This is a genomic window from Bartonella sp. MF74HXZ, from assembly GCF_042194445.1.
GTDB classification, from domain to species: Bacteria; Pseudomonadota; Alphaproteobacteria; order Rhizobiales; family Rhizobiaceae; genus Bartonella; species Bartonella grahamii.
On record NZ_JBHIMW010000007.1, the window covers coordinates 40,579 to 67,114 of the forward strand.

Below are 26,536 nucleotides of genomic sequence, written 5' to 3' on the forward strand. Positions count from 1 at the left end.
ATGAGATGAGATGAGATGAGATGAGATGAGATGAGATGAGATGAGATGAGATGAGATGAGATGAGATGAGATGAGATGAGATGAGATAGTTTTACGATATTTAAAGCTCCTAATCAATATGCAAAACGATAAATTATCAATTATAAATCAAATCTTTAAGATAAAAATTAGCCTTAAACATTTCTAAGGTACTCATTCATACTGTTAAAGCTGTAGAGAATATGAAAAAATGAAATATTTTTCTGATAAGGGCTTATCTTTGATCAATGACAATACAATTAGCTGTTTATGTTTCAAAACAGGCTGTTTACATTTGCTCAGAAAAACAGTTTGGATATCAATAGAATATTTGAAAGATAGGCGTTATGGAAATAGTCTAAAAAGCTTAGCTTTTAAAAGAGCACAGCCAAGCGTGAGATGGTGGCATAGGTAAAATTGTTTTTTGGTTCTCGAACGAAAAACTTTATAGAAAATCATGGAGCTGATAGAATATTGGTTACATCTGGAATTTGTTTTACTAAAAAAATAACGCGGATCAAAATAGATAATAATGTTAGATTAAGACGTTAAAGATGAGATTATCTTATTGAAGTGTAATCGATTATTCGAGTAAGGTAAGCCTTTATAATGATAAAAATGTGCTGGTAAAAATGAGCCAAAATGGCTTATGAGTATGGATAAAAATCTTGTGGTGAGGGAAATTTGATGAAAAGAAAAGAGCATGTGTGAAAAAGCATATTTTATAGGTGCGCATGCTTATTCTGCACCCGTTATAGAATCAGGGCTTTATCTTGTGGCAACGCCTATCGGAAATCTTGCAGATATTACGCTTCGTGCTTTGCAAGTGCTTGCAGGAATTGATATTTTAGCGTGTGAGGATACGCGGGTAACACGTGTTTTGTTGGAACGTTACGGTATTCAAAAAAAAACTTTTCTCTATCATGAATATAATGCGCAAAAAGCGGGTCCGAAGCTCTTAGCGGCTTTAGCAGAAAACAAAACAGTAGCGCTTGTTTCAGATGCGGGAACACCACTTATTTCTGATCCCGGATTTAGATTGGTAGAAGAAGCCCGTAAAGCTGGTCATAAAATTATTCCTATTCCTGGAGCATCCGCTCTTTTAGCCGCTCTTATACCAACAGGGCTTCCTACTGATAGCTTTTTTTTTGCAGGTTTTTTGAGTGCACGCAAGCTACAGCGCAGAAAACGGTTGGAACAATTAAAAGAGATTCCAGCAACTTTGATTTTTTATGAATCACCGCATCGTCTTGTTGAAACTTTACAGGATATGGTCACTCTTTTTTCGGCTGATCGACCTGCTGCCATTTGTCGTGAATTAACAAAGAAGTTTGAAACAGTAGATGTTTCCAATTTAGGGAATTTGTTGGAAAATTACAGAAAACAAGCACATATTCGTGGGGAAATTGTTGTGCTTGTTGGAGAATCATCCTCTTCTTTAAATGTGATAAGTGATCAAGAAATTGATGAAATGCTATTAGAACGCGCGCAGACACATTCTGCTGCTCAAGCAGCAGCTTTGGTTGCAAAAGAGACCGGTTTTAAAAAGCAGGAACTTTTTCAGCGGTTAGTTTTTTTAAAAAATGCGTAAGATGATACAAAAAAAACGCAGACAAAAGTCTTTTTATCGAGGGATTCGTGCAGAAAAATTGGCAGCTTGGTGGCTACGTTGCAAAGGGTTTCACATTGCCGAAATGCGTTTTAAAACAAAGTGTGGGGAAATTGATTTAATTGCACGACGTGGAAATCTTGTGTTAATTGTTGAAGTTAAAGCACGTTCAACGTTGGCTGAAGCAATGGAAGCGGTTTCCCGAATGAATGAAAGGCGAATTGAGGCAGCAGCCGATATTTGGCTCGCACGGCAAAAAGATTATGCCCTTTTATCTGTACGCTTTGATTTGATTGCAATTTTACCTTGGCGTTGGCCACAGCATATCCCTGCATTTTTTACATCTGATCAATAAGAGGCAGACCCCATTTTAACCATACTCAATAAAAAACATTTCGTTTTTATGTGCATATGCGTTAAAAAGTGCGTAACCGTTTGAGCGCTATAAGGAGTGAAATATGGATGATTATGAAAAGTTTGCAACAGGTTTACTCATTGTTTTTGGAGCGCTGATTATTGGTGGTTTAATGGCAATGCATATTGTACTTATGAATAAACCAGGTTTTTTATTTGCATTAGCCGCAGCTGTTGTTGGTTGGTTTTCTGCTTTTGCCGTTCTCTTTGACAAACCAAAAATCTATCTGGGCTTGATTATTCTTGCTATATTATGTGTTGCTTCTTCAATTAGCGTTTATGTTAGTTAAAGCACCTGAAATGTTGATTGAGATTCCTTTTAAAATATAAAACTGAAGAATAAAAATGAAACTTGGCTTTTTGGGAACAGGTACAATCAGTGCTTCAATGGTGAATGGACTCATGACAAGCACCTTTGATGTTTCTTCCATTATTGTTTCACCTCGCAATGCACAAACAGCAGAGCGCCTTTCAAACACTTATGATAAGGTTATGGTTGCTGAAAATAACCAAGCGTTGCTTGATGTTAGTGATTGTGTTTTTCTTTGCTTGCCCAATCAAATTGCAGAAGGCGTTTTGCGCTCTCTTCATTTTCGTCCAGAACAGCTGGTTATTTCCGTACTTGCTATGGCAAAAGCAGCAGAAATAGAAGAGTGGATTAATCATAAAGTTTATCGTGCTGTTCCATTACCTTTTGTTGCAGAATGCAAAAATTTGACACCAATCTATCCCGATCATCCCTTTTTACGCACTTTATTTGATGCATTGGGGGGCACATTGGTGCTGGATAAGGAAGAGCAATTTAATCTTTTTATGACAGCTGGTTCACTTATGGGAGTATATTTTAATTTTATAGAAACCGCTCATCAATGGTTTATAACACAGGGGTTAAAAAAACAGCAATCAGCAGAGTTTCTTACCATGATGTTTGGAAATCTTACGGATGAAATGCGTAAAATTATGGCAACGGATCATTCTGCATTTCTCGATTTCGCAATGCTTGAAAAAGAGTTTTCAACAAAGGGTGGAACAAATGAATTTTTGTCAAATTACTTTTCTCATCAAGGGGGAAGGAATGCTTTAACAACAGCTCTTGAGGCTACTTTGCAAAAAATGAATGCTTCTAGAAAGACTTAACCAACATTTTTTATCAGCTCAATAAGAAAGAGCTAAATGTTGAGATTGATATCAAGAAAATTCATATCGAAAAATGCTTTTTTACACCTGAAAAAGATCCCATTTTGTGAAAACAATTGATTTTTAAATATTTTTTACAACCGTTTACAATTTTTCTAAATTATTTTTATTTTCTGTCTTCTTCTTTTAGCCTCAATACCAATATTTTTTTCTACCTCATGGCTCTATCTCTTCAATTTGGTTCCCCTTCAGGTTATCCAAACGCATGAATAATTTTTTGTTTATTTAACCTATATACTCCACTCACACATTAAAACTTCCCCTTACAAAGAAGCAACTATTTTTATGTCCTTCATGATTGTGTTTTAATATCTTAAACAAACATCCATTCAAAAGAGTTGATTTTTTATTTGATCAACAATTTTACGATACAGGTTAGTATGCTCTGTACTAGGCTTAGCAATAAAAATAGGGATCCCCTCATCTGAAGAAAATCGTAAAGCTGCATCAAGCGGTATTTCCGCTAAGAAAGGGACTTCTCGACGTTCCGCTTCTGTCCGTGCACCACCATAGCCAAAAACATCATAGCGTTTTCCCGTATCAGGAGCGATAAAATAACTCATATTCTCAATGATTCCTAAAATAGGAACATTGACTTTCATGAACATTTCTATTGCTTTACGCGCATCCACTAAAGCAAGGTCTTGGGGCGTAGAGACAACCAACGCGCCTGTTAATTGTACCTGTTGTGCAAGCGTTAGTTGTGCATCCCCTGTACCGGGCGGCATATCAACGACTAAAACGTCCAGAGGTCCCCATAAAACGTCTCGTAACAATTGCGTTACCGCTGCCATAACCATAGGACCACGCCATACTACCGGCTTTTCTTCCTCAACCAAAAATCCCATCGACATCAATTTAAGTCCGAATTTTTCAAGAGGTTGAATCTTTTTTTCTCCAATGAGCTGTGGTTTTTGATTAACAAGTCCTGTCAAACGCGGCAAAGATGGACCATAAATATCAGCATCCATCACCCCCGTCTTGAAACCAGAATCTTGTAAAGCTAAGGCGATATTTATTGCCATCGTAGATTTTCCGACCCCTCCTTTTCCAGAAGCAACAGCAATCACATGCCGCACACCTTCTATGGGCATTTTGATCGGTAAGAGATTTGCTCTCCGTCTAGGTACTGCCTTTGTTGTTTTTTCTGCTGTAAGTGTGACAACAACAGATTTCACTCCCTCCAAAGCACATACCATCTTTTCAGCAGAACGACGCAATGATTCCCATTCTTGCACACCTCCATCAGGAACTGTAATGGAAAAAAAAACCTTACCATCAGCAATCAATATTTCTGAAAGAAGCCCCAACGACACGATATCACTTTCAAGATCTGGTCCTTTGATTTTACGTAATACGTTGCGGACAGCCTCACTTGTAATAGAATCCACGTTCTTTCCTCTCTATAAAAATACCAGCAAATATAAGCATAAGAACGAAAAATACTTACAGGTTCATCACCTGATAATTTTCTACTTTACTCAAAATTATAAAGTATAAATTACTTATATCTTTTCTCTTTAAAAATATGAAACCATCCTTAAATAAAGAATCTCAAACATAAAATCTGCTATAAAATCCTATCAATCGTGTTTGTCTACAACCACTTTAATGAATGTTCTGATAAAAATTTTGTAAAAACAAAAACTGAAAAAATTTTTAATATTAAAGGATACTTTAAATTGAGTATACAATAATCAGTCACACTTTCTTTAATTCTTTAACGCCCTAGTCATTTATTTTCTATAGACTTAATCGTTATTTCTGACACTCTTACAGTATCGTAAAAAAAGTATCACAGACGATTATAAGGTGTTTTGTATTCTTTCAAGAGCGAGAAAAACAATCTAAGATTGACTTTTTTTATATTTTTCCTTATGGGTTAACAGCCGTATGATAGGATAAAATCGTTCATCTCGCGCATAACTGCTCATAAAACGAAGATTAAGAAGGGCCGCACTCCGCGGTATTTAAATAAATGAAACGTACTTACCAACCCTCTAAACTTATCCGTAAACGCCGCCATGGGTTTCGTGCACGCATGGCTACAGCTGGAGGACGTAAAGTTATTGCTGCAAGACGTGCTCGTGGACGTAAGCGGCTCTCTGCTTAACCATTTAAATTTTCACAACCGTTGAGGATTGCTCACCATTTCTTCGTTGTGAAACTTTTGTTATGAACCTCTAATGCCTGCTTGCAGGCATTTAGTGAAATTGCGAAATGTTCTTTTATGAAGAAAAAACATCCCTGCCGTATTCGCAAAAGAGCAGACTTTTTGGCTGTCCGTACAGGAGAAAAGCGGCGTGGTCCTTTATTTTTGCTCGAAGTTAAATCTCGTGAACAAACAACAGAAAGAAAAGATTCTCTTGTTGCACGTGTAGGCTTCACTGTTACTCGTAAAAACGGTAATGCTGTGAAACGTAATCGTATCAAAAGGCGCTTGCGTGAAGCCGTAAGAGTTGGTGTAACAAACCACATGGAAGCAGGAACAGACTATGTCATTGTAGCATATCGTGATGCGTTACATGCGCCTTTTACATCCTTAATTAGTGAATTAAATCGGCGAATAAAACCAAAAATAAAACATCAGCAACAACAACAAGGGTGTACGGATGGAATATAACCGCAATTTCTTTATCGCTATTGGCTTATCTTTCGTAGTGCTCATCGCATGGCAATTTCTTCATGTTGCTCCCAAACAAGCAAAGTTACAAAAACAACAAGTCATCACACAGCAATTGTCAAAACAACAATCAACCCTTTCTACTACCACGACGAATTTTTCTGACGATACCTCAACGCATCAAGCAACATCTATCATCGAACAGCCAATGACACCTGAAATCCGGAAAGCTGTATTGGCCAAAACAAAGCGTATTGCGATCAAAACCAATGAACTGGAAGGCTCTATTAATCTTGTTGGTGCACAATTTGATGATCTTCACCTCAAAAAATATCGTTTAACAGTCGATAAAAAATCACCGGAAATCGATTTGCTGAATCCTAAGGGTTTCAAAACGACCTACCTTGCTGAATTTGGTTTTGCAAGTGCATCTTTACCAGCAAAAGCTTTGCCACAATCGGATACACAATGGCAAATAGAGGGAAACAATACAATCCTGACTCCTTCAACACCCATCACTTTAATTTATAATAATGGACAAGGACAGATCTTCCGGCGTATTCTTTCTGTTGATGATCATTTCATGTTTACCATTGAAGATTCTATCAGCAATGAAAGTGATCAACCAATATATCTCTCATCCTATGCCCGCGTTGCACGTGCAGCACCACCAGAACATACAAATGCAACCTATTTACTTCATGAAGGTATGATAGGTATTGCAGGAGATTCGCTCAAAACTGAAAAATATAAAACCTTAGCAGAGCTTGACCCGAATCCTGATAATGGGCAGAAAAGTATGACTTTCTCCAAAGTAACAGGAGGTTGGATTGGTATTACCGATAAATATTGGGCTGTAGCAGTTATTCCCCCGCAAAATAAAGAATATACAAGCCGTTTTATTTATTTTGATCGTTTGCAAACGCATTATCAGTCTGACTTGCTAGGATCGCTTTTAACGATTGCTCCAAATGAAACAAAAACTATTACAAATCGGCTTTTTGCTGGTGCAAAACAAGTTGAAATTATTAATAACTATCAAAATGATCTAAAAATCAAAAAGTTTGCTCTTTTAATTGACTGGGGTTGGTTTGATTTCATCACCAAACCAATGTTTTCTCTCATTGATGTTCTTTATAAACAAACAGGAAATTTTGGTATCGCCATCCTTCTTGTCACGGTGCTCTTAAAAACTCTTCTTTTTCCTCTAGCCAATAAATCTTATAAGTCTATGGCACGCATGAAGCTTTTACAACCGCGGTTACTAGAAATAAAAGAAAAATATCCCGATGATAGAACCAAGCAACAACAAGCAATAATAGAACTATATAAAACCGAAAAAATTAATCCCCTTGCTGGTTGTTGGCCAATGTTGGTTCAATTCCCAATATTCTTTGCTCTTTATAAAGTTCTCTATATCACCATTGAAATGCGCCATGCCCCTTTCTTTGGCTGGATTAAAGATTTAGCGGCACCCGATCCAACTTCTCTTTTTAACTTGTTTGGTCTCTTACCGTATACAACTCCAACATTCCTTATGATTGGTGCATGGCCTTTGATTATGGGAATAACGATGTTTTTACAAATGCGTATGAATCCCGCTCCTCAAGACCAAACCCAAGCGATGATATTCACATGGATGCCTGTTGTCTTTACTTTTATGCTCGCCTCTTTTCCTGTTGGTCTCGTTATCTATTGGGCATGGAACAATATATTATCAATCATTCAGCAAGGTATCATGATGAAGCGCCAAGGAGTTAAAATTGAGCTTTTCGATAATCTGAAAACCATGTGGAGAAAATCACCCAAAAAAGAAGTGCATGAATGACAAGAGATTCTTCCCTTTCTGGAATTTTTTCTCGCAATTGGATTTTTATTCGTGGTGTACCAGCAATACGCTTTCTCCCCCCTGAAGGACCACCAGAAATTGCATTTGCAGGACGTTCCAATGTTGGAAAATCATCTTTAATAAACGCACTCGTCCAACAAAAAAGCTTAGCACGCACCTCAAATACACCAGGACGGACTCAAGAGCTTAATTATTTTGTCCCCGATGGCTTCAGTGGGCAGCTGGGAGATCTTCCCCCTCTAGCATTAGTAGATATGCCTGGTTATGGTTTCGCTGCTGCTCCTAAAAATCTGGTTGATGCGTGGACAAATTTGATTTTTAGCTATTTACGGGGGCGCACAACATTAAAGCGTGTATATATCTTAATTGATTCACGGCACGGAATCAAAAATAATGATGAAGATGTTCTTGCTCTCCTTGATAAAGCAGCCGTTTCTTATCAAATTGTTTTGACAAAAAGCGATAAAATCAAATCAAATGCCTTGGAAAAATTAATTATGAGCACACAAACAAAGCTTCTCAAACGTCCGGCAGCTTATCCTGAGCTTCTTGTAACCTCTTCAGAAAAAGCTCTCGGTTTAGAAGAATTACGTGCTGCCATTTTGCAAACCATCGCATAAAAGAACAATTGCCATTATTAACAATTTATTAATTATAATTACTAGCAGCTGCTAATGATCTTGTACTTCTAGTCAAGCATCTTTATAAAAATGATTACTTGAAAGAATTCTCATCAACTCTATTTGATAGTGTAAATTATGCTGACACTTTTTCACTCTCCCCTATCCGCTGCCTCGCGCTTCATACGCCTCATTCTTGGGGAATATGGTGTAACCACTCAACTGATTGAAGAATATGAATGGGCAAGAAGACACGAATTTCTAGCCCTCAATCCCGCTGGTCACGTTCCTGTTTTTCTCGATGAACACGAGGTTCCATTATCAGGTCCTCTTGTTATCTGCGAATATTTAGACGAAACACATGGAAGTTTACGACAAGACAATAAGCTCTTTCCGGAAAATCCTTTAGATCGTGCGGAAGTACGCCGTCTCAATGACTGGTTCTTAAATAAATTCGAAAATGAAGCAACGCGCCATATCGTACGAGAACGAATCCATAAACGTGAAATGCCACTTGCCATTGGTGGTGGTGCTCCTAATTCACAAATTTTACGCAATGCACGTGCCAATATTTTACCACATATGAACTATCTCAACTGGCTCTGTGCCTCTCGCGATAGCTTAGTCGGTTCTACCTTGTCCTATGCAGACCTAGCAGCAGCAGCCTCTATTTCTGTACTTGACTTTCTAGGGGAAATTGACTGGGAACAATCTCCTGCTGCCAAAGACTGGTATATGAGAATTAAATCACGCCCTTCTTTTCGTTCTCTTTTAACAGATCGCGTCCGCGGAATTGTTGCAAGTGCTCACTATGCAGATCTTGATTTCTAGCCTTCTCCCACAAACAAAAGTAAAAACGATATTTTATCTAAAGGATATTTATAGGCTTATGAATTTTTATGCATGCGTATAAACAATACGATAATACATTGATTTAGAATCATATTAAACAGAGAATAAGCCCCCCATAATATTTTCTTATTTTATCCCCCCTTATAATGCATGAAAAAAATCACTTTCTTGACGTGTTACAAAAAAGATTAGCATAGGAATAATAAGAAAGGATTTTAAATACTCTCTTTAAATATAAGAGCTGTAGCATCACTGGAAGCTAGGAAAATGAAATAACAATACTTAACGCATGTTATCCTCCAAAAACGCATTGCATAACATATATGCTCTTTGCTCTATAATAAACAAAGCCTCATCATGCGTTTTTACAACATAACAATTTTTTCAACTGACTTTCCTAAAAGATAAAGAATCCGACCAACTCTCGTGTGTAAACAATCCAACTTCTTATTGTCCCCTTATTTCCACCCCCTTTTACGTGATTTTATTAACAGATAATATATTGATATAAAATGATTAAATAATCTTTTTTTAACTTGAATCATCAATTCCAAATACCTTTTTCTCATTACCTTCATCAAATTTGAAACAATCAAAATCGCTTGCTTATGCGTCACACATGGAATTGGTTCGGGAAAAAATATTAAAGAAAAGAATGGAAATGCCTAAGTACCAAGGATTGTTAAAACATTAAAGGCTAACAAAACGTAGGGTAGTGCTAATTTTCTCTTTTATGAAGCATAAAGATAGTGGCGCAGAATAGATTTTATATTATTCATGGATACTCTCTCGTGATACCACTCACGAGCACTATCATAAAATAAGTTTAGAAGTATTGAGAAATATTTCTTTAAAACAAGCGCATGAATTGACAACATAAGTGTATTTGTTTGGGAAATCTTGTTTTGCATGAAGAACGCCCCTCCCCTTAAAGAACGAAAGAAACAAAAACGTGAAGTAATACACAATCTTCATTAGGTTTCATAAGAAAACCTTACTTAGGAATATTCATCACACACTCTAACGAAAAACATCTCTACTTAGATTTGTAGATCATATATTACTTTCTCCAAACAACAGTGTTTTACAGCACAACAAGATAAATTAAAGCAGGAAATTTTTTTTCCTATAAAGAAAAAGAACCATTGGAAAGAAGGCAAGAATTTGCCTATACTGCACAGTGAAATGTCATAAGGAGATAAGAATGCGCCTTACAGTTGTTGGTGCAAATGGAAGAATGGGACGTGAACTGATTACAGCAATCCAACAGAGGAGAGATGTAGAGCTTTGTGCTGTTCTTGTACGCAAAGGCTCACCGTTTGTAGGAAAAGATGCCAGTGCCTTAATTGGTTCAGATTCTCTTGGGATTGTCATTACTGACGATCCTGAAAATGCCTTTTCTAACACAGAAGGTATTTTAGATTTTTCTCAACCAGAAGCCAGTATTCTTTATGCTAACTACGCTGCTCAAAAAAGCCTTGTCCATATTATTGGCACCACAGGATTTAGCAAAACAGAAGAAGAAAAAATTGCAGATTTTGCGAAATATACAACAATTGTCAAATCCGGAAATATGAGCCTTGGAATAAATCTTTTGGCCAACCTTGTAAAGAAAGCCGCTAAAGCATTAGGCGCCGATGATTTTGATATCGAAGTTTATGAAATGCATCACGCGAACAAAGTTGACGCCCCTTCTGGAACAGCCCTTCTTCTTGGCCAAGCAGCAGCTGAAGGGCGCAATGTTATGCTTAAAAATGTACGTGTCAACGAACGCAATGGTCATATAGGTAAACGCGAAAAAGGCTCCATTGGCTTTTCTTGTTCACGTGGTGGAACAGTTGTTGGAGAACACAGTGTCATTTTTGCCGGTTCCCATGAGCGCATTATTCTTTCACATACAGCGCAAGAACGCTCTATCTTTGCCAATGGCGCATTAAAAGCAGCTTTGTGGGCAAAAAATCATGAAAACGGTCTTTATTCAATGCTCGATGTTTTGGGATTGAACGATGAATTTTAAACAATCAATAGAATAGAGGCAATTCATAATGGAACGCATACTTGTACTAATTCGTCATGGACAAAGTGAATGGAATCTCAAAAACCTTTTTACCGGTTGGAAAGATCCCGATTTAACAGAAAAAGGTCATGCAGAAGCGATAGCAGCAGGAAAAAAACTGAAAGAATATGGTTTGAAGTTTGATATCGCTTATACATCTGCCTTACAGCGTGCTCAAAAAACGGCTCAGCACATTTTAGAGCAAATGGGACAATCAGATTTAGAAGTGATAAAAAATCCCGCATTAAATGAACGTAATTATGGTGATCTTTCTGGTTTAAATAAAGATGAAGTACGCCAACAATGGGGACAAGAGCAAGTGCAAATGTGGCGCCGCTCTTATACGATTGCGCCCCCGAATGGAGAAAGCCTACGCGACACCGGTGCGCGCATCTGGCCTTATTATCTTTACCACATTCAGCCTCATATTTTGCGCTCCCAAACTGTTTTGATCGCAGCGCATGGAAACTCTCTTCGTGCTCTTATTATGGCGCTTGAAGGTCTCTCCGGTGAGGAAATTATATCTCAAGAATTAGCGACCGGCATTCCTATTATTTATACATTTAATCCGGATTCAACAATTTTATCGAAGACAGTCCTCACACCTTAAACTTCTAAAATCATGATCTCCCAAAAAATCAATTCAATCGTTTTAAGCTAAAAAAATAAATTCTATAATTTCATTGACAGAATTGCTTGATACGCTTAGATCAATTTTATGAGCCCAGATGGCGGAATTGGTAGACGCGCAGGTTTCAGGTACCTGTGCCGCAAGGCGTGGAGGTTCGAGTCCTCTTTTGGGCACCATTTTCATCTTTAATATATTGAAATACATAGATTTTTTCTTTAAATAACCATTTTAAGACCACCTTTTGAACCGCCTTCTACGGTTTATACAACTTTACCTAATTTACTCCTATTTTCTCCTTATTTTTCTTTGGAGTGACGGTTAAGATCTCTTTCTTTCTCCACCTCACTGCTCTACCTAGCTTATATAGTTCTGGAAATACCCCTTTGAAATACCCAATTACAAATCGTGGTTGTGAATACACTAAAAAGCTTTGCACATTCACGGGTTGTTACATATCTATCTCCATCATCAAGTATCATCTCATTACCTTTCTCTTTTTTATGTTATACAAATGGGCGAGGGTGTTGGGGGAAGAAACCCCATAGGTTTAAGCAGCTTTTGTCAAAATCTTTTGCATCTCTTGTTCTATTTCCGCTAAGAAGGTTTCAACAGTTTTATTGATCTCTTCAATGTGTTTCTCATCACGGAGAATGCGTTTGATTTTCATTCTCAAACCAGTAGATTTACTTACAAAGTTTGGATTATAGCTAATGAAATCACACCATTTGCATCCTGTGCATGCCATTTGAAATTGCATCTGCGCGTGATATTCAGGCTTGATTTCGTCATACACAAAAAAACAAAGATGAGTCGTTGATTGTGGACATTTGACTTCAATTAAACCATCCTCTCCAATGAACCCATCAGGACTTGCACCAACCATTTCCATTGTAGAATGTTGGATGAATCCACATTTTATTATATCGACATCATAAATGAATGCATATTCTTTCAAGGCATCATCCTCATGTTCAATGCCCATTGCATAGCAGTTGTTGTATGAGATTGGCTTATTTCCCCTGTTAAGCGCTCTATTATGAGTTTCATTTTGTAATCTTCATATTTGCTTTTCGGCAATCCTTTTGCTGTTTTACTGAGTACGTTGTCAACGTTTGAAGCAGTGACTTTACCCAAGCGCGCTTGAAACCATTCTGCTGTCCTTTGTTCCATCTCACACCGCCTTTTGTTGCTTTTGTTGTGCTTTATTCATTTGCGCGCGTTGCTTTTTTTTCAAAGAAAACAAAGCAGTTTGTGCTTGTTTATAAGACATATCTGTGAAGTTTTTTACTCCTATGAAAGAGAGAAGCTTACTTTTATCCGATCTTGTCTGTTCTATTAATTCTCTGATCTCATTCATTTGTTCAATAGAGATACCTGAAAGAAGCCTTGTTCCATCTGTATCGTCTTCTTTTCTTGCGACATTAAGAAGCATACCTAATAGATATCTATGTGCATAGGTGAGAGTAGAATCAACCGCTTGTATGTTATTTTTGCTCCCAGTAGCGTCAAAAGGAAATATTCCTTTTATTGAGTGTCAATCAAAAACATCTAACCACAAGGAGTTCTTTATGAACAATCTTATAGAAATTAGAGAACAGATTATTAATCAGGAAGCTGTTCAAACAGTAAACGCAAGCAAGTTGCATACATTTATGGGAATAGGAAAACGTTTTGCTACTTGGATTACAGATCATATTAATCAGTATGAGTTTGAAGAAGGAAAAGATTTCATAAAAACACAAGATTGCGGTTCCAAAAATTGGGAAGCGCAAAATCTAGGGCTGTTACAGCACTTAATTATCACCTTACATTAGATATGGCAAAAGAGCTCTCAATGGTTGAACGCAATGAGAAAGGACTCAAGCACGTCGCTATTTTATTGAATGTGAGAAAAAGTTGAAAAACCAATCTATTGATTATGAATTATTTTCTTATGAGTGTTAAAAAACTGCCGGTGTTGGAGAAATCTTAGGGTTGACGATGAGGCGTTTGTTAGATGCAAATAGACTCGAAAAAGAACTTGAACATTATAAAGCTCTCATTAAAGAAGTAAAACAGGTCTTATAAAGATCTGTCATGAAAGCTGTATAAGTAAAAAACAGAAATCCCCTCCCCTTTCTCAAAAATGGGGAAGTGATTTTGTTTAGCGACCGCTTGTTTTTTTTAAGACTTCCCCATACGCATGCGCCAGCCTTTCCTCTGTTTCTTACAAAGAGGCAATAACGTTTTGGTCAAAACGTAAAGTAACCGCCTGTTTGGGAGATTCAACTGGTGGACACCCACGTTTGAAGCGTTCTTGTGCTACATATTAAAAAAGAAGCAGATAAAACTTCTTTAGCTGGCTTTAGGCGTGCAAGTTCTTCATCTGTTAGTGGTGGGGAATCCACAGCGTCCCAATCTTCTTTTGTGTAGCCACATCCGGTTTCAAAGGTTTTTTTGATAGTCATTGAAAACCTCTCTTTCTTATTCTCTTGACGAAAACTGATAATGGATACCGCTTCATTGCCAAGCTTTGCAAAAACAACAACTATTATACCATCAGCAAAATGTCCAATAGTTTTCATGCGGTTTGAATGTGTGCATCAATAAGAGCATGTTCCCAGTCAAAGTAAATAACATCAGCAAAATCAGGCTTATGTTTATCAATGTTTAAAGCTCTTTATTGGTCCGTCCTACACTATCTTCATATGTTTTATGTATACGAAAAATATAACACCGTCAATACAGTTAAAGTGTACAATAATTCGCACAAACCATTCAAAATAGAGGAACTATGAATAAAAAAAACAGCGGGGCATATCGGTTCGTGCGTTTGTGAAAAAGATGCGTGTCTCTCCTAATACGGTTGTTTCACAATTTAAAACAGGCAAATTTGATGAGGTTATTTTTGAAGATGGTTCTATCAATGAAGCTCTTGCAACAGCCATCTGGAATGAGAATCCAACAAAGCGCTCTTCTTCACTTTTAGCGCCTGATGGACAACCGCAGACAAAGATAAAATAAGCCACCACAGATGGAGCCAATGAATACAAATAGAACTGGAGCGAATGCAAGTTACGCTTGAAAGCGAAAAGATTGCACTTGAACGACTACGCGAAACAACCGTTGACCGTGAAGAAGTAAAGAGAGCAGCCCGTGAGTTTGGAAGAGCGCACCGTAATGCTATGTTGAGTTTTCTTTATCTTCTAATTGTTTAGATAGAAAAACTATCTTTCAGTTTACTTTTTTTTACGCTATAATGATATTATCATATGATAACGTAATAATACAAAAAACGAATCATTACATCTTTGCAAATAAATATTTTAGCTACACCTTGTGAACCAAAGAATTTTCATTCTTAACAATTAAGAATTTAAATAATTCTTTCTTATCTCCTCATCATCACTCAAAATCAAAGACCCTTTCTTCACCATAAAATAGCATTTACAATGCATAACATTAAAAAAATAAAGGCCCTATCAAAGAGATAGGACCTCTTAAATTTAAGCTCCTTTATCCTACAAAGCTAGAATTTGTAAGCTATTCCTGCGCGAAAATCATTCGTCTTATACTTAACTTCAATCTCGTCTTTAAATTTCTTTTTACCAAAATCTGAATAACGATATTCCGCACGCACAACAAGATGATCTGTCATTGCAAAATCAACACCACCACCGAGAGTATAACCAATCATCGTTTTTGTTACATCCGATGTCCTATTAAAGGGCTCACCTCCCGTAATTACTGTCGACAAAATATCTTGAAACTGTCCATAAGCAACACCACCAGCAATATAAGGCATCACACGCCCCGCAGAAAATCCAACACGCACCCGTGTAGCACCTGTCCATTTTTGTTTTAACGTATGATTAAAAGTTAAACTATCTTTATCCTCTGCAACAGAGCGAGACAATCCTCTACCCTGTCTACTGACAAGTTTTGCCCTTTTTCGACTTTTTTCTTCAGTACCCGATCCTTCAGTGCCCGATCCTTCAGTACCCGATCCTTCAGTGCCCGATCCTTCAGTACCCGATCCTTCAGTACCCGATCCACCAGTGTCAGGACCACCAGCACTCGATTCATCAGCATAAAATCTTGTTTTTGTATCCTTTTTTTCCGTTAAAAGCATATCCGTATCAATCCCAACAATAAAATTATTACCGAGATCAAAATTAACACCCGCATAAAAACCACCTATAAATCCAGAAAGCTCAGGCATATCCTGTTTCTCGACAGGTACCCATGGTTTACTTTTACTCTCCTCATCAGGATAGAGAGGAATATCAACATCACGCGTTATTGCAGAAGTCTTACCTGAAAAGCCACCCACTTGCCCCCCGAAATAAATACCTGCCCAAGAAAAAGGTGAAGAAGCAACAACTTCTGAGGCAACATGTACTGGCTCTTCATGAGCCACCACATCTGCAGCCTGTACTATAGAAGGTGAAATCAAAGAAAAAACAGATGCTGTTATAAATTTTGTATTCATAAAATTATACCCCATTGCTAAATTTAAATATAATCAAAAATCACATTTAGAAAAACAAAGTTTTATAAAATATTATGCTGCAAAATCGCATGTACTCCTTTATAGTTACATATAGTTACATTTAAATCTATCACTAGATTGGTATATCTTTACATCAAAATTTAATATTATCAAATAAATTTTAAAATATTAGAATAATGAATACTTTAGATAATAAATATTTAATAAAAATACCTATTATATTTTTTAATGAGGAAATATAAAACATTTTGTATCAAAACAAACGCAAAAAAATCACAAAACAGTATATTTTACACCTTTTTTCGTAAGAAAAATTCTAAAAATGGTGTAAATATTTTTAGAAAATAGATATTTATTAAAAATATTATAAATACCTCAATATTCTTATATCCAAAATGCATACTGTAGATTCTATATAGTATAAAAATATACTTATTTTATACTAAAATCATACCTTTTTTCTACCATTTTTAAAGGATGAGATTATTAATACGACAATATCATTGTCCTTCTAAATCTTATCTCCAAATAAAAATTCTCAATCATTTTATTTAAAAATTGCTCTTCCCCGACTGATTTCTATATTATCATCTGCCTTTATTGCAAAACGGTCTTTATTAGGAAAAGTTATAAAACATCCCTTCATACAAATTGTAATTGTTTGATGAGTATTTAAAGAAACTTTTGAAGGTATACTTCCCTCGATAACAATGAGAGATTGTACCTTTAAATCTGTATTCTTCACTGTTGCGGCAAAAGCTGGTATGGTAAAAATATTCAACAGAATAACTGTACTCAAAGCATAAATATATTTCAGCATTCTAAGATTCCTTCCTCAGCAAAACGCTTATATAAGACAAATCGAAGAGCATTGGTCACATGAGAAGGTGAAGTAATATTAGGCACATAAATAGCTAAATTAAAGGAAAAACTCTTATGATCAAATGCTGTAAAACTCACCTGCGGGGTAGGATTTTTTAAAATGCCTTCTGTCGCAAAAGCAATCTCCAACAAAATTTCAGCAACATGCTCTGGAGCAACCTTAGATGATACAGTAACTGGTATATCAATTCGTCCTACTTTATTACGTCTAGTCCAATTACTAACGTTGTTATTAATAAGGCTTGAATTGGGAATAATAATCGTCTTACGCTGAATGGTTTCAAGTTCCGTTGCACGCACACTAATACGCTTAACAACACCACCTACTGATCCAGATTCTATATAGTCTCCTATTTTAAATGGTCTTCCAACTAAAATAATAAGTCCAGAGACAAAGTTTTGGACAATATTCTGTAAACCAAAACCTATACCAAGTGAAAGTCCTCCAGCAATGAGAGCGAAATTTCTAAGATCCAAACCTGCCATTGACAATCCCGTCAAAGCAGACACAACAACGCCTCCATAACTTATCACTGTTTTGATAGAATTACGTATACCAGAATCGAACTCTCCATGAACCAACACCACACTATCTAACCAACCAATAAATCGGCGAATAAGAAACCAGCAAACACAAAAAGAAATAATTCCTGTTACAATAGAAATCAAAGAAAGAGTAATATTTCCAATCTGAAAACCGGTAACCAATTGCCATAATACTGCTTTCAAATCAGAATAGGAAAATCCAAACTGTACAGCAATTGGCATTGCACAAAATACAACAACAAATAAATTGAGAAAAATGCTCACAAAAACTCCCAATTGATTCATCGTTTTTTCTTCTAAATGAAACCTCTGCATCAAAAGATGACCAACCGTTGTTTTCATAAATTGGCCTTTAGTTCCAAGTGCTTGAGCGCTTTGTATTCCTAAATACATGAGAACTAAAAATGCTCCACCAATCATAATTTGCTGCATAATAAAACGTGCAAGACCAACATAACCTAAAAGATTCAACACAAAGAGCAGTAACCCCAAGCCAATAAGAGGAATGCGTATATAAAATGGCCAAAAGTATGGTTCTTTTTTTTCTCCTTGAAAACGCTTACGTCTAAATCGCAAAGGTACAAATGATATTATAAACAGCAATATCGCTACAAGAAAAACAGCAATAAAACTTTTAGCAATTGTCAAAGATAGAGGCGCTGAAATGATTTGATAGATACTATCAAGAATAGCATCAAATGCCAACACACCCGCTAAAGAAGTGAGTAAAATCACTAATTGATAAGCAGACGATGGTGCAATACTGAGAAGACGCGCATGGGGCATATTCGAAGATAAAAGAACAATTGCTAAGCGATTGATTAAAAATACTAAAATAATCTGACAACCTATCATATCAAAAACTGTTGTAAGCTTACCTAGATCTAAGTTAAAACTACGAAACAAAAACAACACAAGATAAACGCAAAAAGTACATATAAGCGAAGGTAAGAGAACTGAAATAAAGGCGATCAATAAGCGTTGTAAATAAGATATTTCCTCATTAGACTTCCTAAAGTGGCAATACACATGAACAAGAACTTTTCGAGAAAAATACGAAAGACCCAAAGTGATAAAAAGTGGAATTAAAAAGGAAAGAAATAGTTGTAACAACTTGAAATAAAATACAAAATTCCACCAATAATTTAACAACAAAAGAAAATCGGATGAAGCCTCTTTTGTTTTTTGGGCGAGCTGTTTAACCATCGGAATCGAAAACTCAAGCCTATACGTAAGCGTGCGTTTAAAAAGCTCCCGAGATTGAGAAATAGAAAGTTCAGCTATTCTATTTGCCGCTAAGAAAATTTCTTCGAAACGAAGCATGATACTGTTAATTTTAGCTTTTTGCTCTATCAAGTAAGAATATTCTTTCACTGAGCTTTTCATTTTTTTTACGTCACGATGAAGCTCTGTTAATTGATCAAGAAGTGTATTAATCTCATTAAGAGGAGGACGCAAAACAAATGCTGCCTCAATAGCACGTTCACTGATATCTTGTGCACGTAACCGCAATTCTTCTAAAGAACGCTCATCTTCTGACTTTCTGTCAAAATCTCTTTTTAAAGTTTCACTATTTTCTTCAAGAGTCTCAATAATCAACTGTTGTTGTTGAATAATTTCATCAACTGAATAAGAATCTATTGTTTGTTCGACAATTGTATTTTGTGCACCCCTATTCCCCCATGCACCAGAATTAAATACAAAGATAATCCCCAAAAGAAGGAAAAGTATGTGGATGTTTTCTCTACAAAATGAATACATATCGACCTTATGCGCACAAAAAGGATTTTATCCCCCCCTCCTTAATATGGTATAAAGCAGATATTTTCAACTTTTGTAGAATAATCTTATAAAAGCTTTCCCTTATCCTATAATACTGATAATAAGAGAAAAGGATAATAAATAAGCTGAACTCAATAAGATTAAAGAAGGCACTCTAGCATGTGTTTTTTGCACCTCTATTGCAAAAAAGAAGATTTTCTTCCTTTGACAACTTGGATTTTTCTATCCAGTTTAGGTGTATTCTTGACGAGCAACCTAGGAACGCGTGCTTATTTAATCAAACAATCACACACCAATAATATCATTAAAACGAATAGATTTGATTTACACAATAAATGTAATCAGTTGCATGTTACCACAACTGAAAACAAAAAACTTGTAACACTCCATACAGAATCTATTTTTACGAGAACCTTTCAAAAAATCCTAACATTGGATTTCTTTTTAATAAAGATTCCAGCTATTGATACACGATTTCGTAGCGTTAAAACGCAATATTTCTCAAATAAACGCGCTCCTCCTAATGAACACACTTAAATTCTCTTCCTTGAATTATAAAACGATCATCTTATTTTACTTGTGCTTTTAACTTTGAATAACTGTTAGATTGCCTATTAGCGGAATATATCATGCGTACACCTGGTTGGTTAACTACCCTTTATTGTTTTATTCTTTTAAGCAGCATTTATGTTGCCTTGCCCAATTTATTTTCATACGAACAAGTTAAAAACTCGAAATTCTTACCCGACACCCGTGTAGCACTTGGTCTTGACCTTCAAGGAGGCTCTTCTCTCCTGCTCGAGGTTGATAGCAAAATGTTAAAACGCGATCAGTTACACATAGTTTTAGGCAGTGTACGCAATGTATTGCGTGAAAAACAAATCCGCACCTCAAGTGTGCGTATCGTTGAAGATAGCATTATTGCCCTTATTTCTGATCCATCGCAAACTGAAAAAGCACTCTCTGCTTTGAAAACATTAATAACCCCCATACACAGTAGCTTTGGTACAACAGAACATAACATCACGATCAGTGCTCAAAATGAAACTCTCCGCGTCACATTAACGGAAGCTGGTATAAAAGACCGTGTAAGCAATGCTATTGAACAAAGCTTAGAAATCATCCGTCGCCGTATAGATCAAGTTGGTGTTTCAGAACCAGCCATCCAAAAGGTCGGAAATGATCGTATTATGGTCCAATTGCCCGGACTACAAGATCCAAAACAACTACGTGATCTTTTAGGAACAACCGCTAAGATGAGTTTTCATCTTGTTCCTTCTAATGTGGACCCCAATAATCCCCCTATAGGTGTTTCTATTCTTCCTGGATATACTGATGCAACACAGCATTATGCAATTTATGATCAAATCGCTTTAGATGGAAATGTCCTGAAAGATGCCCGTGCAGGTTTTGACCCCCAAATACCAGGGCGTTCCATTATTTCATTTACTCTAGATTCCGCTGGTGCAAAAATATTTGCCGATATAACACGACAAAATATTAACCGTCCTTTTGCCATTGTTCTGGATAATAAGGTTTTAACCGCTCCTACCATCAATAGTGTCATTCCCAATGGACAAGGTCAAATTACAGGAAACTTTGACCCCAAAGAAGCCTCAACTCTGGCTGCTCTGCTTCGTGCCGGTTCCCTCCCCGCACCACTCACGGTCATTGAAGAGAGAACCGTAGGTCCAAATCTTGGTGCTGATGCCATCCAAATGGGACTTTACACCGGCATAATTGGCTTTATTCTTGTTGCAATTTTTATTTTTCTTCTCTACCGCATTTGGGGATTAATTGCCAATATAGCACTAGCTCTACACACGATTTTAACATTTGCTGCACTGAGTCTTTTGGGAGCTACGCTTACGCTACCTGGTATTGCTGGTATTATTTTAGGCATCGGTATTGCCGTTGATGCTAATATTCTCATCAATGAACGTATCCGTGAAGAAAGTCGAAAAGGTGTGAGTGCTTTTGCAGCCCTAGATCGTGGATTTAAACACGCTTTTGCAACCATTGTTGATGCAAATGTTACAGCAATTATAGCGACTGTCTTACTATTTTGGTTTGGCACCGGTCCCGTTCGTGGTTTTGCCGTAACAATGTTGCTTGGTATTATCATCTCCATGTTTACAAATATCACCATTGTACGCATCATCATGATTTGGATCGTTCGTAAATGGAAAATTAAAAAATTGCATATTCACTCTGCTTTCAACATCATGCCAGAAAACACAACTTTCCAATTTATGAAAGCACGTTTCATTGGTATTGGCGTCTCAATTGTTTTATCAATGGCTTCAGTCTTTCTCTTTTTTAAGCCTGGATTGAACTTCGGAATTGATTTCATTGGCGGAAGCCAAATGAGTATTACCACGAAAGCACCAGCAGATCTAGCAACTCTGCGTTCCAAGCTTTCTACTCTTAATATTGGTGAAGTTACCTTGCAAAATATTGATAACGAAAACACCGTATTAATTCGCATGCAGAAACAAAGCGGTAGCGAAGCACAACAAACCATCGCCATTGATAAGGTCAAAACAGCTGTACAAAATATCTATCCCGATACCACATTCGATCAAATAGAAGTTGTTGGTCCCAAAATTTCAGGCGAGCTTGCCACAGCTGCTTTTACTGCTGTTATCCTTGCGGCTATTGCCATGTCTCTCTATATATGGTTACGCTTCGAATGGTTCTTTGCTATTGGAGCAATTATCACTCTCATTCTAGACACCACAAAAATGATTGGCTTTTTTGCTTTATTTCAATTTGATTTTAATTTAACGGCTATCGCTGCACTCTTAACAATTGTTGGATATTCTATAAATGATAAAGTTGTCGTCTATGATAGGATGCGCGAAAATATGCGTCTTTATAAAAAAATGCCGTTGCGCGAGCTGATTGATCTGTCAATTAATCAGGTTCTTGTACGTTGTTTTTTTACATCAGCCACAACAATTCTTGCTATGCTCCCCATGGCGATATGGGGTGGAAGTGCTGTTCATAATTTTGCATTGCCCATGGTCTTTGGGATTATTATTGCAACATCATCCTCTATCTTTATTGCTGCTCCTATTTTACTCCTGCTAGGGAATTGGTGGCGTGAGCGAAATAATCGTGCAAATACCAAAGTGAAATGAAAATGCCCTTTAATACGTATGATACATTTCGCTTCTCTTCTCATAGAAATATAGTCATTTTCATTCATTCGCTTTTTGATCAAGAATAGTAAATAATCCATGCTCCACGACACACCACTTATCACAACTATTGTTGCAGGTTTATGTTTAGCATTTCTCTTAGGAATGATTGCTAGCCGTTTGCGTATTTCACCACTTGTAGGCTATTTGTTAGCCGGTGTTATTGTGGGACCCAATACAGGCGGATTTAAAATAGATTCCGTCATCATTAATCAACTTGCTGAAATTGGTATTATTTTGCTGATGTTTGGTGTTGGGCTCCACTTTTCATTAAAAGATCTTTTATCTGTCAAAGCTATTGCTGTCCCCGCTGCTATTGCACAAATGGCATTTTCTACTTTTCTAGGTTTGTGCCTTGGTTTGATTATGGGATGGGGCTTCAGTGGTAGTTTGATCTTCGGCCTTGCTTTATCCATAGCAAGTACTGTTATCCTTCTACGTGCTTTGCAAGAGCGTCATCTTATTGAAACAGAAAAAGGACGCATTGCCGTTGGATGGTTGATTATTGAGGATTTAGCAATGGTCCTTATACTTGTCCTCATTCCTTCCTTGGCAAGTGCCCTCAGCAATACCAAAAAAGAAGCGTTGGATCCTCTTGTTCAATGGTTGGATTTAAGTATTTGGGGTATTTTTGGTCTCACCATCCTGAAAGTGATTGTATTTATTGCACTTATGCTCGTCATTGGGCGACGCGTTATCCCATGGCTTTTAAAAATGAGCGCACAATCGGGATCACGTGAATTATTTCGTCTTAGCGTTTTTGCTATTGCATTAGGAGTAGCTTTCGGAGCTGCTCATTTATTTGGTGTTTCTCTTTCTCTTGGTGCTTTTTTTGCTGGTATGGTCATGAGCGAATCAGAATTAAGCCACCGTGCCGCGGAAGAATCTTTACCACTACGCGATGCCTTTTCTGTTCTCTTTTTTGTTTCTGTAGGCATGTTATTTGACCCAGAGAAACTCTTAACTCATTTTTTTCCTCTCTTAGCAACCTTATTCATTATCGTAATCGGAAAATCTGCTGTTGCCTTTTTCATCGTTAAGGCTTTTCGCTATTCTAATGCAACAGCTTTGACTATTTCTGCAAGCCTTGCCCAAATCGGAGAATTTTCCTTTATCCTTGCTGGTTTAAGTTTAAGCTTAGGACTTTTAAACAATGACGCTCATGATTTAATTCTTGGAGGAGCAATTTTTTCTATTTTGCTCAATCCTCTTGTTTTCATTGCCTGTAATAAAATTAAAAAACGTCTAGAAAAAAATTCTGCATCTTCACAAAATGCCCAAACAATTATTGATATTGATCCACAAGATCCTGACCAAGATTTTTTACCGATGACCTTAAAAAATAACCATATCGTAATTATTGGCTATGGTCGTATTGGTAAATGTGTTGCATTATCTTTAATAAATAGAGGTAACCCTGTAGTGATCGTAGAAGAATCAAAACGCCTCTCTGATAAAGCGATTGCAGATGGCTTTGAGGCTATTTGCGGTAATATCATTCAACAAGAAATAATGAACGCAGCAAATATAAATAATGCACATAAAGTTGTTATTACAATGCGAAGCACCATTGAAGTAGGAGAATGTATCGTGAATATACGTGGTATGAAGAAAGATATCCAGATAATCACACATGCATTATCCGACACAGAAACAGCATATCTCATTGATTTAGGTGCTGATGTTGTAGTAACGGATGATGAAGAAGTTGCCAATGGCATTATGGAGTATATAACGGAACGAAGATCTGTACAGAATGTGCTCAATCATGAAAATTTATAGAAAACATAAAATGGATAAAGAATCGTGAAAATAAAGCAATTTATATGGCCCTTGATTGGTATCTTAGCAATGCTGATATCTATTCGGATTCTTTATATGAAACTCTCTGCCATTTCATTTGGGGATGTATTGGAGCGCTTGAGCGATTTAAATGCACAGCACTGGTTACTAGCCTGTTTATGTTCCCTCCTAGCTTATGCTGCTCTTGCTGGATATGATCGAATTGCCTTACAACATCTAGGCCATAAAATTTCTTGGATTTTTATCGCTATATGTTCATTTACAACCTACGCTCTTTCACACAATATCGGTGCTTCAGTTTTTTCTGGTGCCGTTGTGCGCTATCGCGCCTATAAAATGAAAGGATTAAGCGGAACAGAAATCGCAATATTAGTAGGTTTTTGCTCTTTTACTTTTGTAATCGGCACAATCTTACTTTTGGGAATCGTTTTGGTGCTGCAACCCGAAATTATCACCCTCATTCATAAAGAACTTCCTGAATGGCTAGGGACAACGAGTGGAGCAATTTTACTCAGCTGTATAGCACTTTATACGTTTGGCAGCTGGCTTCAGTTAAAACCCTTACGCTTGGGTAAGAAAATTCAACTTTCCTATCCACGGTTGAAAATTGTTATTCAACAGCTTCTCATTAGCCCTCTAGAGCTTTTAGGAGCAGCAGGAATTATATATGCTGTTCTCCCACACAACGCAGATATTCATTTTATCTCTGTTCTTGGTGTTTTCCTAGCATCTTTTACAATAACTCTTCTCTCCAATGCTCCAGCAGGAGGAGTAGGAGTTCTTGAAGCTCTCTTCATAACAGGCATGCCCAATATAAATCCAACCGATGTTATTGCAGCACTTATTGTCTTTAGAATGTTTTATTTGATTATACCGCTCATCATTTCATTATTTGTGGTCGCCATTTTTGAAGCGCATCAATATTGGAAAAGAACCTCCAAAACACCACCTGAATAAATAAAAGGCTATCAGCGACTTCTTTTTTGTGTGCCTATAAAGATTATCATCCATGCTAAATTCGATTGTATATGTAAATTAATACAAACATTAATTGTATTAATCTTTTTTATATTGAAACTTTATATTGAAACTTGAAGGTCCCCTTTTATAAGAATCTTACTTTACAAAAAGCATAGAAATATTTATCTATTTTCCTTCAAAAAAACTCCCATAGACTTGAATATTAAAAGGACTATTTCATTATGTAATCGATTTGTATGTTGGATAAAACACATCATTGCAAAAAACAAATGCTCAAATTAAAAACCTCTATCTGAAAATAACTTTATTTTATTATTAAAAAAAGAAAAAGTATATAAATCAAGAATACTTAACCCTTTTAATAAAAGAATTTTTCCTAAACGATCATAATAAAAATACAAGGAAAAACTTTACGAAATTTTCATCTCTCAGTGCTCTTCCCCATTACACAGTAACACCCGTAAAAGCCATTGTTGCATCATCATCTTTATACTTAATAAAAGAGAAAGCCTGTGCCATTATACTATTTTTCCAATGTTGTGATAACTTTTGACGCTTAAGAACGTTAATAAGTATCATTTTTATGCTTTTCTTCAATAGTCTTTATCCACACGTTAATCTCATTTATAATGCAAAAGTAATAATTTTAATTAATTCATTATAAGAGGGATTGAAACAAAAGAAGTTTATGACAATAAAGTTTTTTTTCAAACAAAGAATAATTAATTATTATAAATCAATATATTATAATGATTCTGAGCAGCTTTCTTAATGTTTATCTTTTTAGCGGTTAAGCTAACGGGAAAACAGCATAACGTAACTGCACGGTTTAATATTTTAGAACTTGAATCCTTATTAAAGCTTATTTTCTATCGTTTAGCAGGTATTAGCTTTAAACCATTAAACTGATCTAATTTTATTTCTGTTATGTCCAGCTAATTACTTTGTTTTATCTTGATTCACCCTCTTGGAATACTG

Annotated in this window: 22 protein-coding genes, 1 tRNA gene and 5 pseudogenes; 18 read left to right on the forward strand and 10 right to left on the reverse strand. The window is 36.4% G+C overall.

The genetic code is table 11. From position 1 onward, the window contains the following. Window positions 1-721 precede the first annotated feature (721 nt). From rsmI to ACFIJ8_RS06950, 4 genes are all read left to right on the forward strand, one after another. Window positions 722-1,609 (forward strand): 16S rRNA (cytidine(1402)-2'-O)-methyltransferase, encoded by an 888-nt coding sequence (gene rsmI, locus ACFIJ8_RS06935; protein WP_015856283.1) that lies wholly within the window; start codon window positions 722-724, stop codon window positions 1,607-1,609. A 4-nt stretch (window positions 1,610-1,613) separates the two neighbouring features. Continuing rightward, entirely contained in the window at window positions 1,614-1,982 is a 369-nt protein-coding gene (locus tag ACFIJ8_RS06940) for a YraN family protein (RefSeq protein ID WP_375620416.1), read from the forward strand. A 103-nt stretch (window positions 1,983-2,085) separates the two neighbouring features. After that, window positions 2,086-2,331 carry a hypothetical protein gene (locus tag ACFIJ8_RS06945; RefSeq protein WP_375639265.1) on the forward strand — a complete coding sequence of 82 codons (246 nt, stop codon included), beginning with the start codon at window positions 2,086-2,088 and terminating at the stop codon, window positions 2,329-2,331. Window positions 2,332-2,386: 55 nt separating this feature from the next. Beyond that, window positions 2,387-3,178 carry a pyrroline-5-carboxylate reductase gene (locus tag ACFIJ8_RS06950; protein ID WP_375639266.1) on the forward strand — a complete coding sequence of 264 codons (792 nt, stop codon included), beginning with the start codon at window positions 2,387-2,389 and terminating at the stop codon, window positions 3,176-3,178. 389 nt (window positions 3,179-3,567) lie between these two features. Here the strand turns inward: ACFIJ8_RS06950 and ACFIJ8_RS06955 are convergent, their stop codons facing one another. Continuing rightward, window positions 3,568-4,629: an Mrp/NBP35 family ATP-binding protein gene (locus ACFIJ8_RS06955; protein WP_375639267.1), complete on the reverse strand. Its 1,062-nt coding sequence runs from the start codon at window positions 4,627-4,629 to the stop codon at window positions 3,568-3,570. Window positions 4,630-5,216: 587 nt separating this feature from the next. Here ACFIJ8_RS06955 and rpmH point away from each other — a divergent pair. The 8 genes from rpmH (at window position 5,217) to ACFIJ8_RS06995 (ending at window position 12,045) form a co-directional block, all read left to right on the forward strand. Further along, window positions 5,217-5,351 (forward strand): 50S ribosomal protein L34, encoded by a 135-nt coding sequence (gene rpmH, locus ACFIJ8_RS06960; protein ID WP_078680626.1) that lies wholly within the window; start codon window positions 5,217-5,219, stop codon window positions 5,349-5,351. Between the two features lie 117 nt (window positions 5,352-5,468). Further along, a complete protein-coding gene (gene rnpA, locus ACFIJ8_RS06965) occupies window positions 5,469-5,861 on the forward strand; it encodes a ribonuclease P protein component (protein WP_015856278.1) in 393 nt (130 codons plus the stop codon). Beyond that, complete coding sequence (gene yidC, locus ACFIJ8_RS06970) at window positions 5,851-7,689, forward strand: membrane protein insertase YidC (protein WP_375629116.1); 1,839 nt, start codon at window positions 5,851-5,853, stop codon at window positions 7,687-7,689. Before rnpA ends, yidC begins: the two co-directional genes overlap by 11 nt. Next, complete coding sequence (gene yihA / locus ACFIJ8_RS06975; RefSeq protein ID WP_273788101.1) at window positions 7,686-8,330, forward strand: ribosome biogenesis GTP-binding protein YihA/YsxC; 645 nt, start codon at window positions 7,686-7,688, stop codon at window positions 8,328-8,330. The genes yidC and yihA overlap by 4 nt, the downstream gene beginning before the upstream one ends. Window positions 8,331-8,468: 138 nt before the next feature. Further along, on the forward strand, window positions 8,469-9,161 hold the full coding sequence (locus ACFIJ8_RS06980; protein WP_273788102.1) for a glutathione S-transferase family protein: 693 nt from the start codon (window positions 8,469-8,471) through the stop codon (window positions 9,159-9,161). 1,225 nt (window positions 9,162-10,386) lie between these two features. Continuing rightward, a complete protein-coding gene (gene dapB, locus ACFIJ8_RS06985) occupies window positions 10,387-11,199 on the forward strand; it encodes a 4-hydroxy-tetrahydrodipicolinate reductase (protein ID WP_375629109.1) in 813 nt (270 codons plus the stop codon). 28 nt (window positions 11,200-11,227) lie between these two features. After that, window positions 11,228-11,848 carry a 2,3-bisphosphoglycerate-dependent phosphoglycerate mutase gene (locus ACFIJ8_RS06990; protein ID WP_273788104.1) on the forward strand — a complete coding sequence of 207 codons (621 nt, stop codon included), beginning with the start codon at window positions 11,228-11,230 and terminating at the stop codon, window positions 11,846-11,848. Window positions 11,849-11,960: 112 nt separating this feature from the next. Further along, a tRNA-Leu gene (locus ACFIJ8_RS06995) sits at window positions 11,961-12,045 on the forward strand. Between the two features lie 98 nt (window positions 12,046-12,143). On the opposite strand, the pseudogene ACFIJ8_RS07000 reads toward ACFIJ8_RS06995, so the two are convergent. The 3 genes and pseudogenes from ACFIJ8_RS07000 to ACFIJ8_RS07010 form a co-directional block, all read right to left on the reverse strand. Further along, window positions 12,144-12,348, reverse strand: a pseudogene (locus tag ACFIJ8_RS07000) (helix-turn-helix transcriptional regulator). Window positions 12,349-12,416: 68 nt separating this feature from the next. After that, a pseudogene (locus tag ACFIJ8_RS07005) lies at window positions 12,417-13,039 on the reverse strand (lambda exonuclease family protein). A 1-nt stretch (window position 13,040) separates the two neighbouring features. Then, window positions 13,041-13,301, reverse strand: a complete 261-nt coding sequence (locus ACFIJ8_RS07010; protein ID WP_375639268.1) for a hypothetical protein — start codon at window positions 13,299-13,301, stop codon at window positions 13,041-13,043. Window positions 13,302-13,437: 136 nt separating this feature from the next. Here ACFIJ8_RS07010 and ACFIJ8_RS07015 point away from each other — a divergent pair. Then, a pseudogene (locus ACFIJ8_RS07015) lies at window positions 13,438-13,936 on the forward strand (antA/AntB antirepressor family protein). Window positions 13,937-14,133: 197 nt separating this feature from the next. Here ACFIJ8_RS07015 and ACFIJ8_RS07020 read toward each other — a convergent pair. Beyond that, the gene (locus tag ACFIJ8_RS07020) at window positions 14,134-14,316 is read right to left on the reverse strand and encodes a hypothetical protein (protein WP_375639269.1); all 183 of its coding nucleotides are present in this window, start codon (window positions 14,314-14,316) and stop codon (window positions 14,134-14,136) included. Next, window positions 14,294-14,516: pseudogene (locus ACFIJ8_RS07025) on the reverse strand (BrnT family toxin). Before ACFIJ8_RS07025 ends, ACFIJ8_RS07020 begins: the two are co-directional and overlap by 23 nt. Before the next feature lie 176 nt (window positions 14,517-14,692). On the opposite strand from ACFIJ8_RS07025, the pseudogene ACFIJ8_RS07030 reads away from it, so the two are divergent. Next, window positions 14,693-15,045 (forward strand): annotated as a pseudogene (locus ACFIJ8_RS07030) (hypothetical protein); the annotation flags it as partial. Between the two features lie 332 nt (window positions 15,046-15,377). Here the strand turns inward: ACFIJ8_RS07030 and ACFIJ8_RS07035 are convergent. From ACFIJ8_RS07035 to ACFIJ8_RS07045, 3 genes are all read right to left on the reverse strand, one after another. Then, entirely contained in the window at window positions 15,378-16,340 is a 963-nt protein-coding gene (locus tag ACFIJ8_RS07035) for an outer membrane protein (protein ID WP_375639270.1), read from the reverse strand. 568 nt (window positions 16,341-16,908) lie between these two features. Beyond that, window positions 16,909-17,181 carry a hypothetical protein gene (locus ACFIJ8_RS07040; RefSeq protein ID WP_375639271.1) on the reverse strand — a complete coding sequence of 91 codons (273 nt, stop codon included), beginning with the start codon at window positions 17,179-17,181 and terminating at the stop codon, window positions 16,909-16,911. After that, complete coding sequence (locus tag ACFIJ8_RS07045) at window positions 17,175-19,550, reverse strand: mechanosensitive ion channel domain-containing protein (RefSeq protein ID WP_375639272.1); 2,376 nt, start codon at window positions 19,548-19,550, stop codon at window positions 17,175-17,177. The genes ACFIJ8_RS07040 and ACFIJ8_RS07045 overlap by 7 nt, the downstream gene beginning before the upstream one ends. 180 nt (window positions 19,551-19,730) lie before the next feature. Here ACFIJ8_RS07045 and ACFIJ8_RS07050 point away from each other — a divergent pair, with 180 nt between their 5' ends. From ACFIJ8_RS07050 to ACFIJ8_RS07065, 4 genes are all read left to right on the forward strand, one after another. Then, complete coding sequence (locus ACFIJ8_RS07050) at window positions 19,731-20,108, forward strand: hypothetical protein (RefSeq protein ID WP_375639273.1); 378 nt, start codon at window positions 19,731-19,733, stop codon at window positions 20,106-20,108. A gap of 92 nt (window positions 20,109-20,200) precedes the next feature. Beyond that, window positions 20,201-22,714 carry a protein translocase subunit SecD gene (gene secD, locus ACFIJ8_RS07055; protein ID WP_375639274.1) on the forward strand — a complete coding sequence of 838 codons (2,514 nt, stop codon included), beginning with the start codon at window positions 20,201-20,203 and terminating at the stop codon, window positions 22,712-22,714. A 99-nt stretch (window positions 22,715-22,813) separates the two neighbouring features. Then, window positions 22,814-24,556, forward strand: coding sequence for a YbaL family putative K(+) efflux transporter (ybaL, locus tag ACFIJ8_RS07060; RefSeq protein ID WP_375639275.1), 1,743 nt, complete (start codon window positions 22,814-22,816; stop codon window positions 24,554-24,556). Window positions 24,557-24,580: 24 nt separating this feature from the next. Then, on the forward strand, window positions 24,581-25,534 hold the full coding sequence (locus ACFIJ8_RS07065; RefSeq protein ID WP_273788113.1) for a YbhN family protein: 954 nt from the start codon (window positions 24,581-24,583) through the stop codon (window positions 25,532-25,534). A gap of 468 nt (window positions 25,535-26,002) precedes the next feature. Here ACFIJ8_RS07065 and ACFIJ8_RS07070 read toward each other — a convergent pair whose 3' ends face one another. After that, complete coding sequence (locus tag ACFIJ8_RS07070; RefSeq protein ID WP_273788114.1) at window positions 26,003-26,137, reverse strand: hypothetical protein; 135 nt, start codon at window positions 26,135-26,137, stop codon at window positions 26,003-26,005. Window positions 26,138-26,536: the final 399 nt, after the last annotated feature.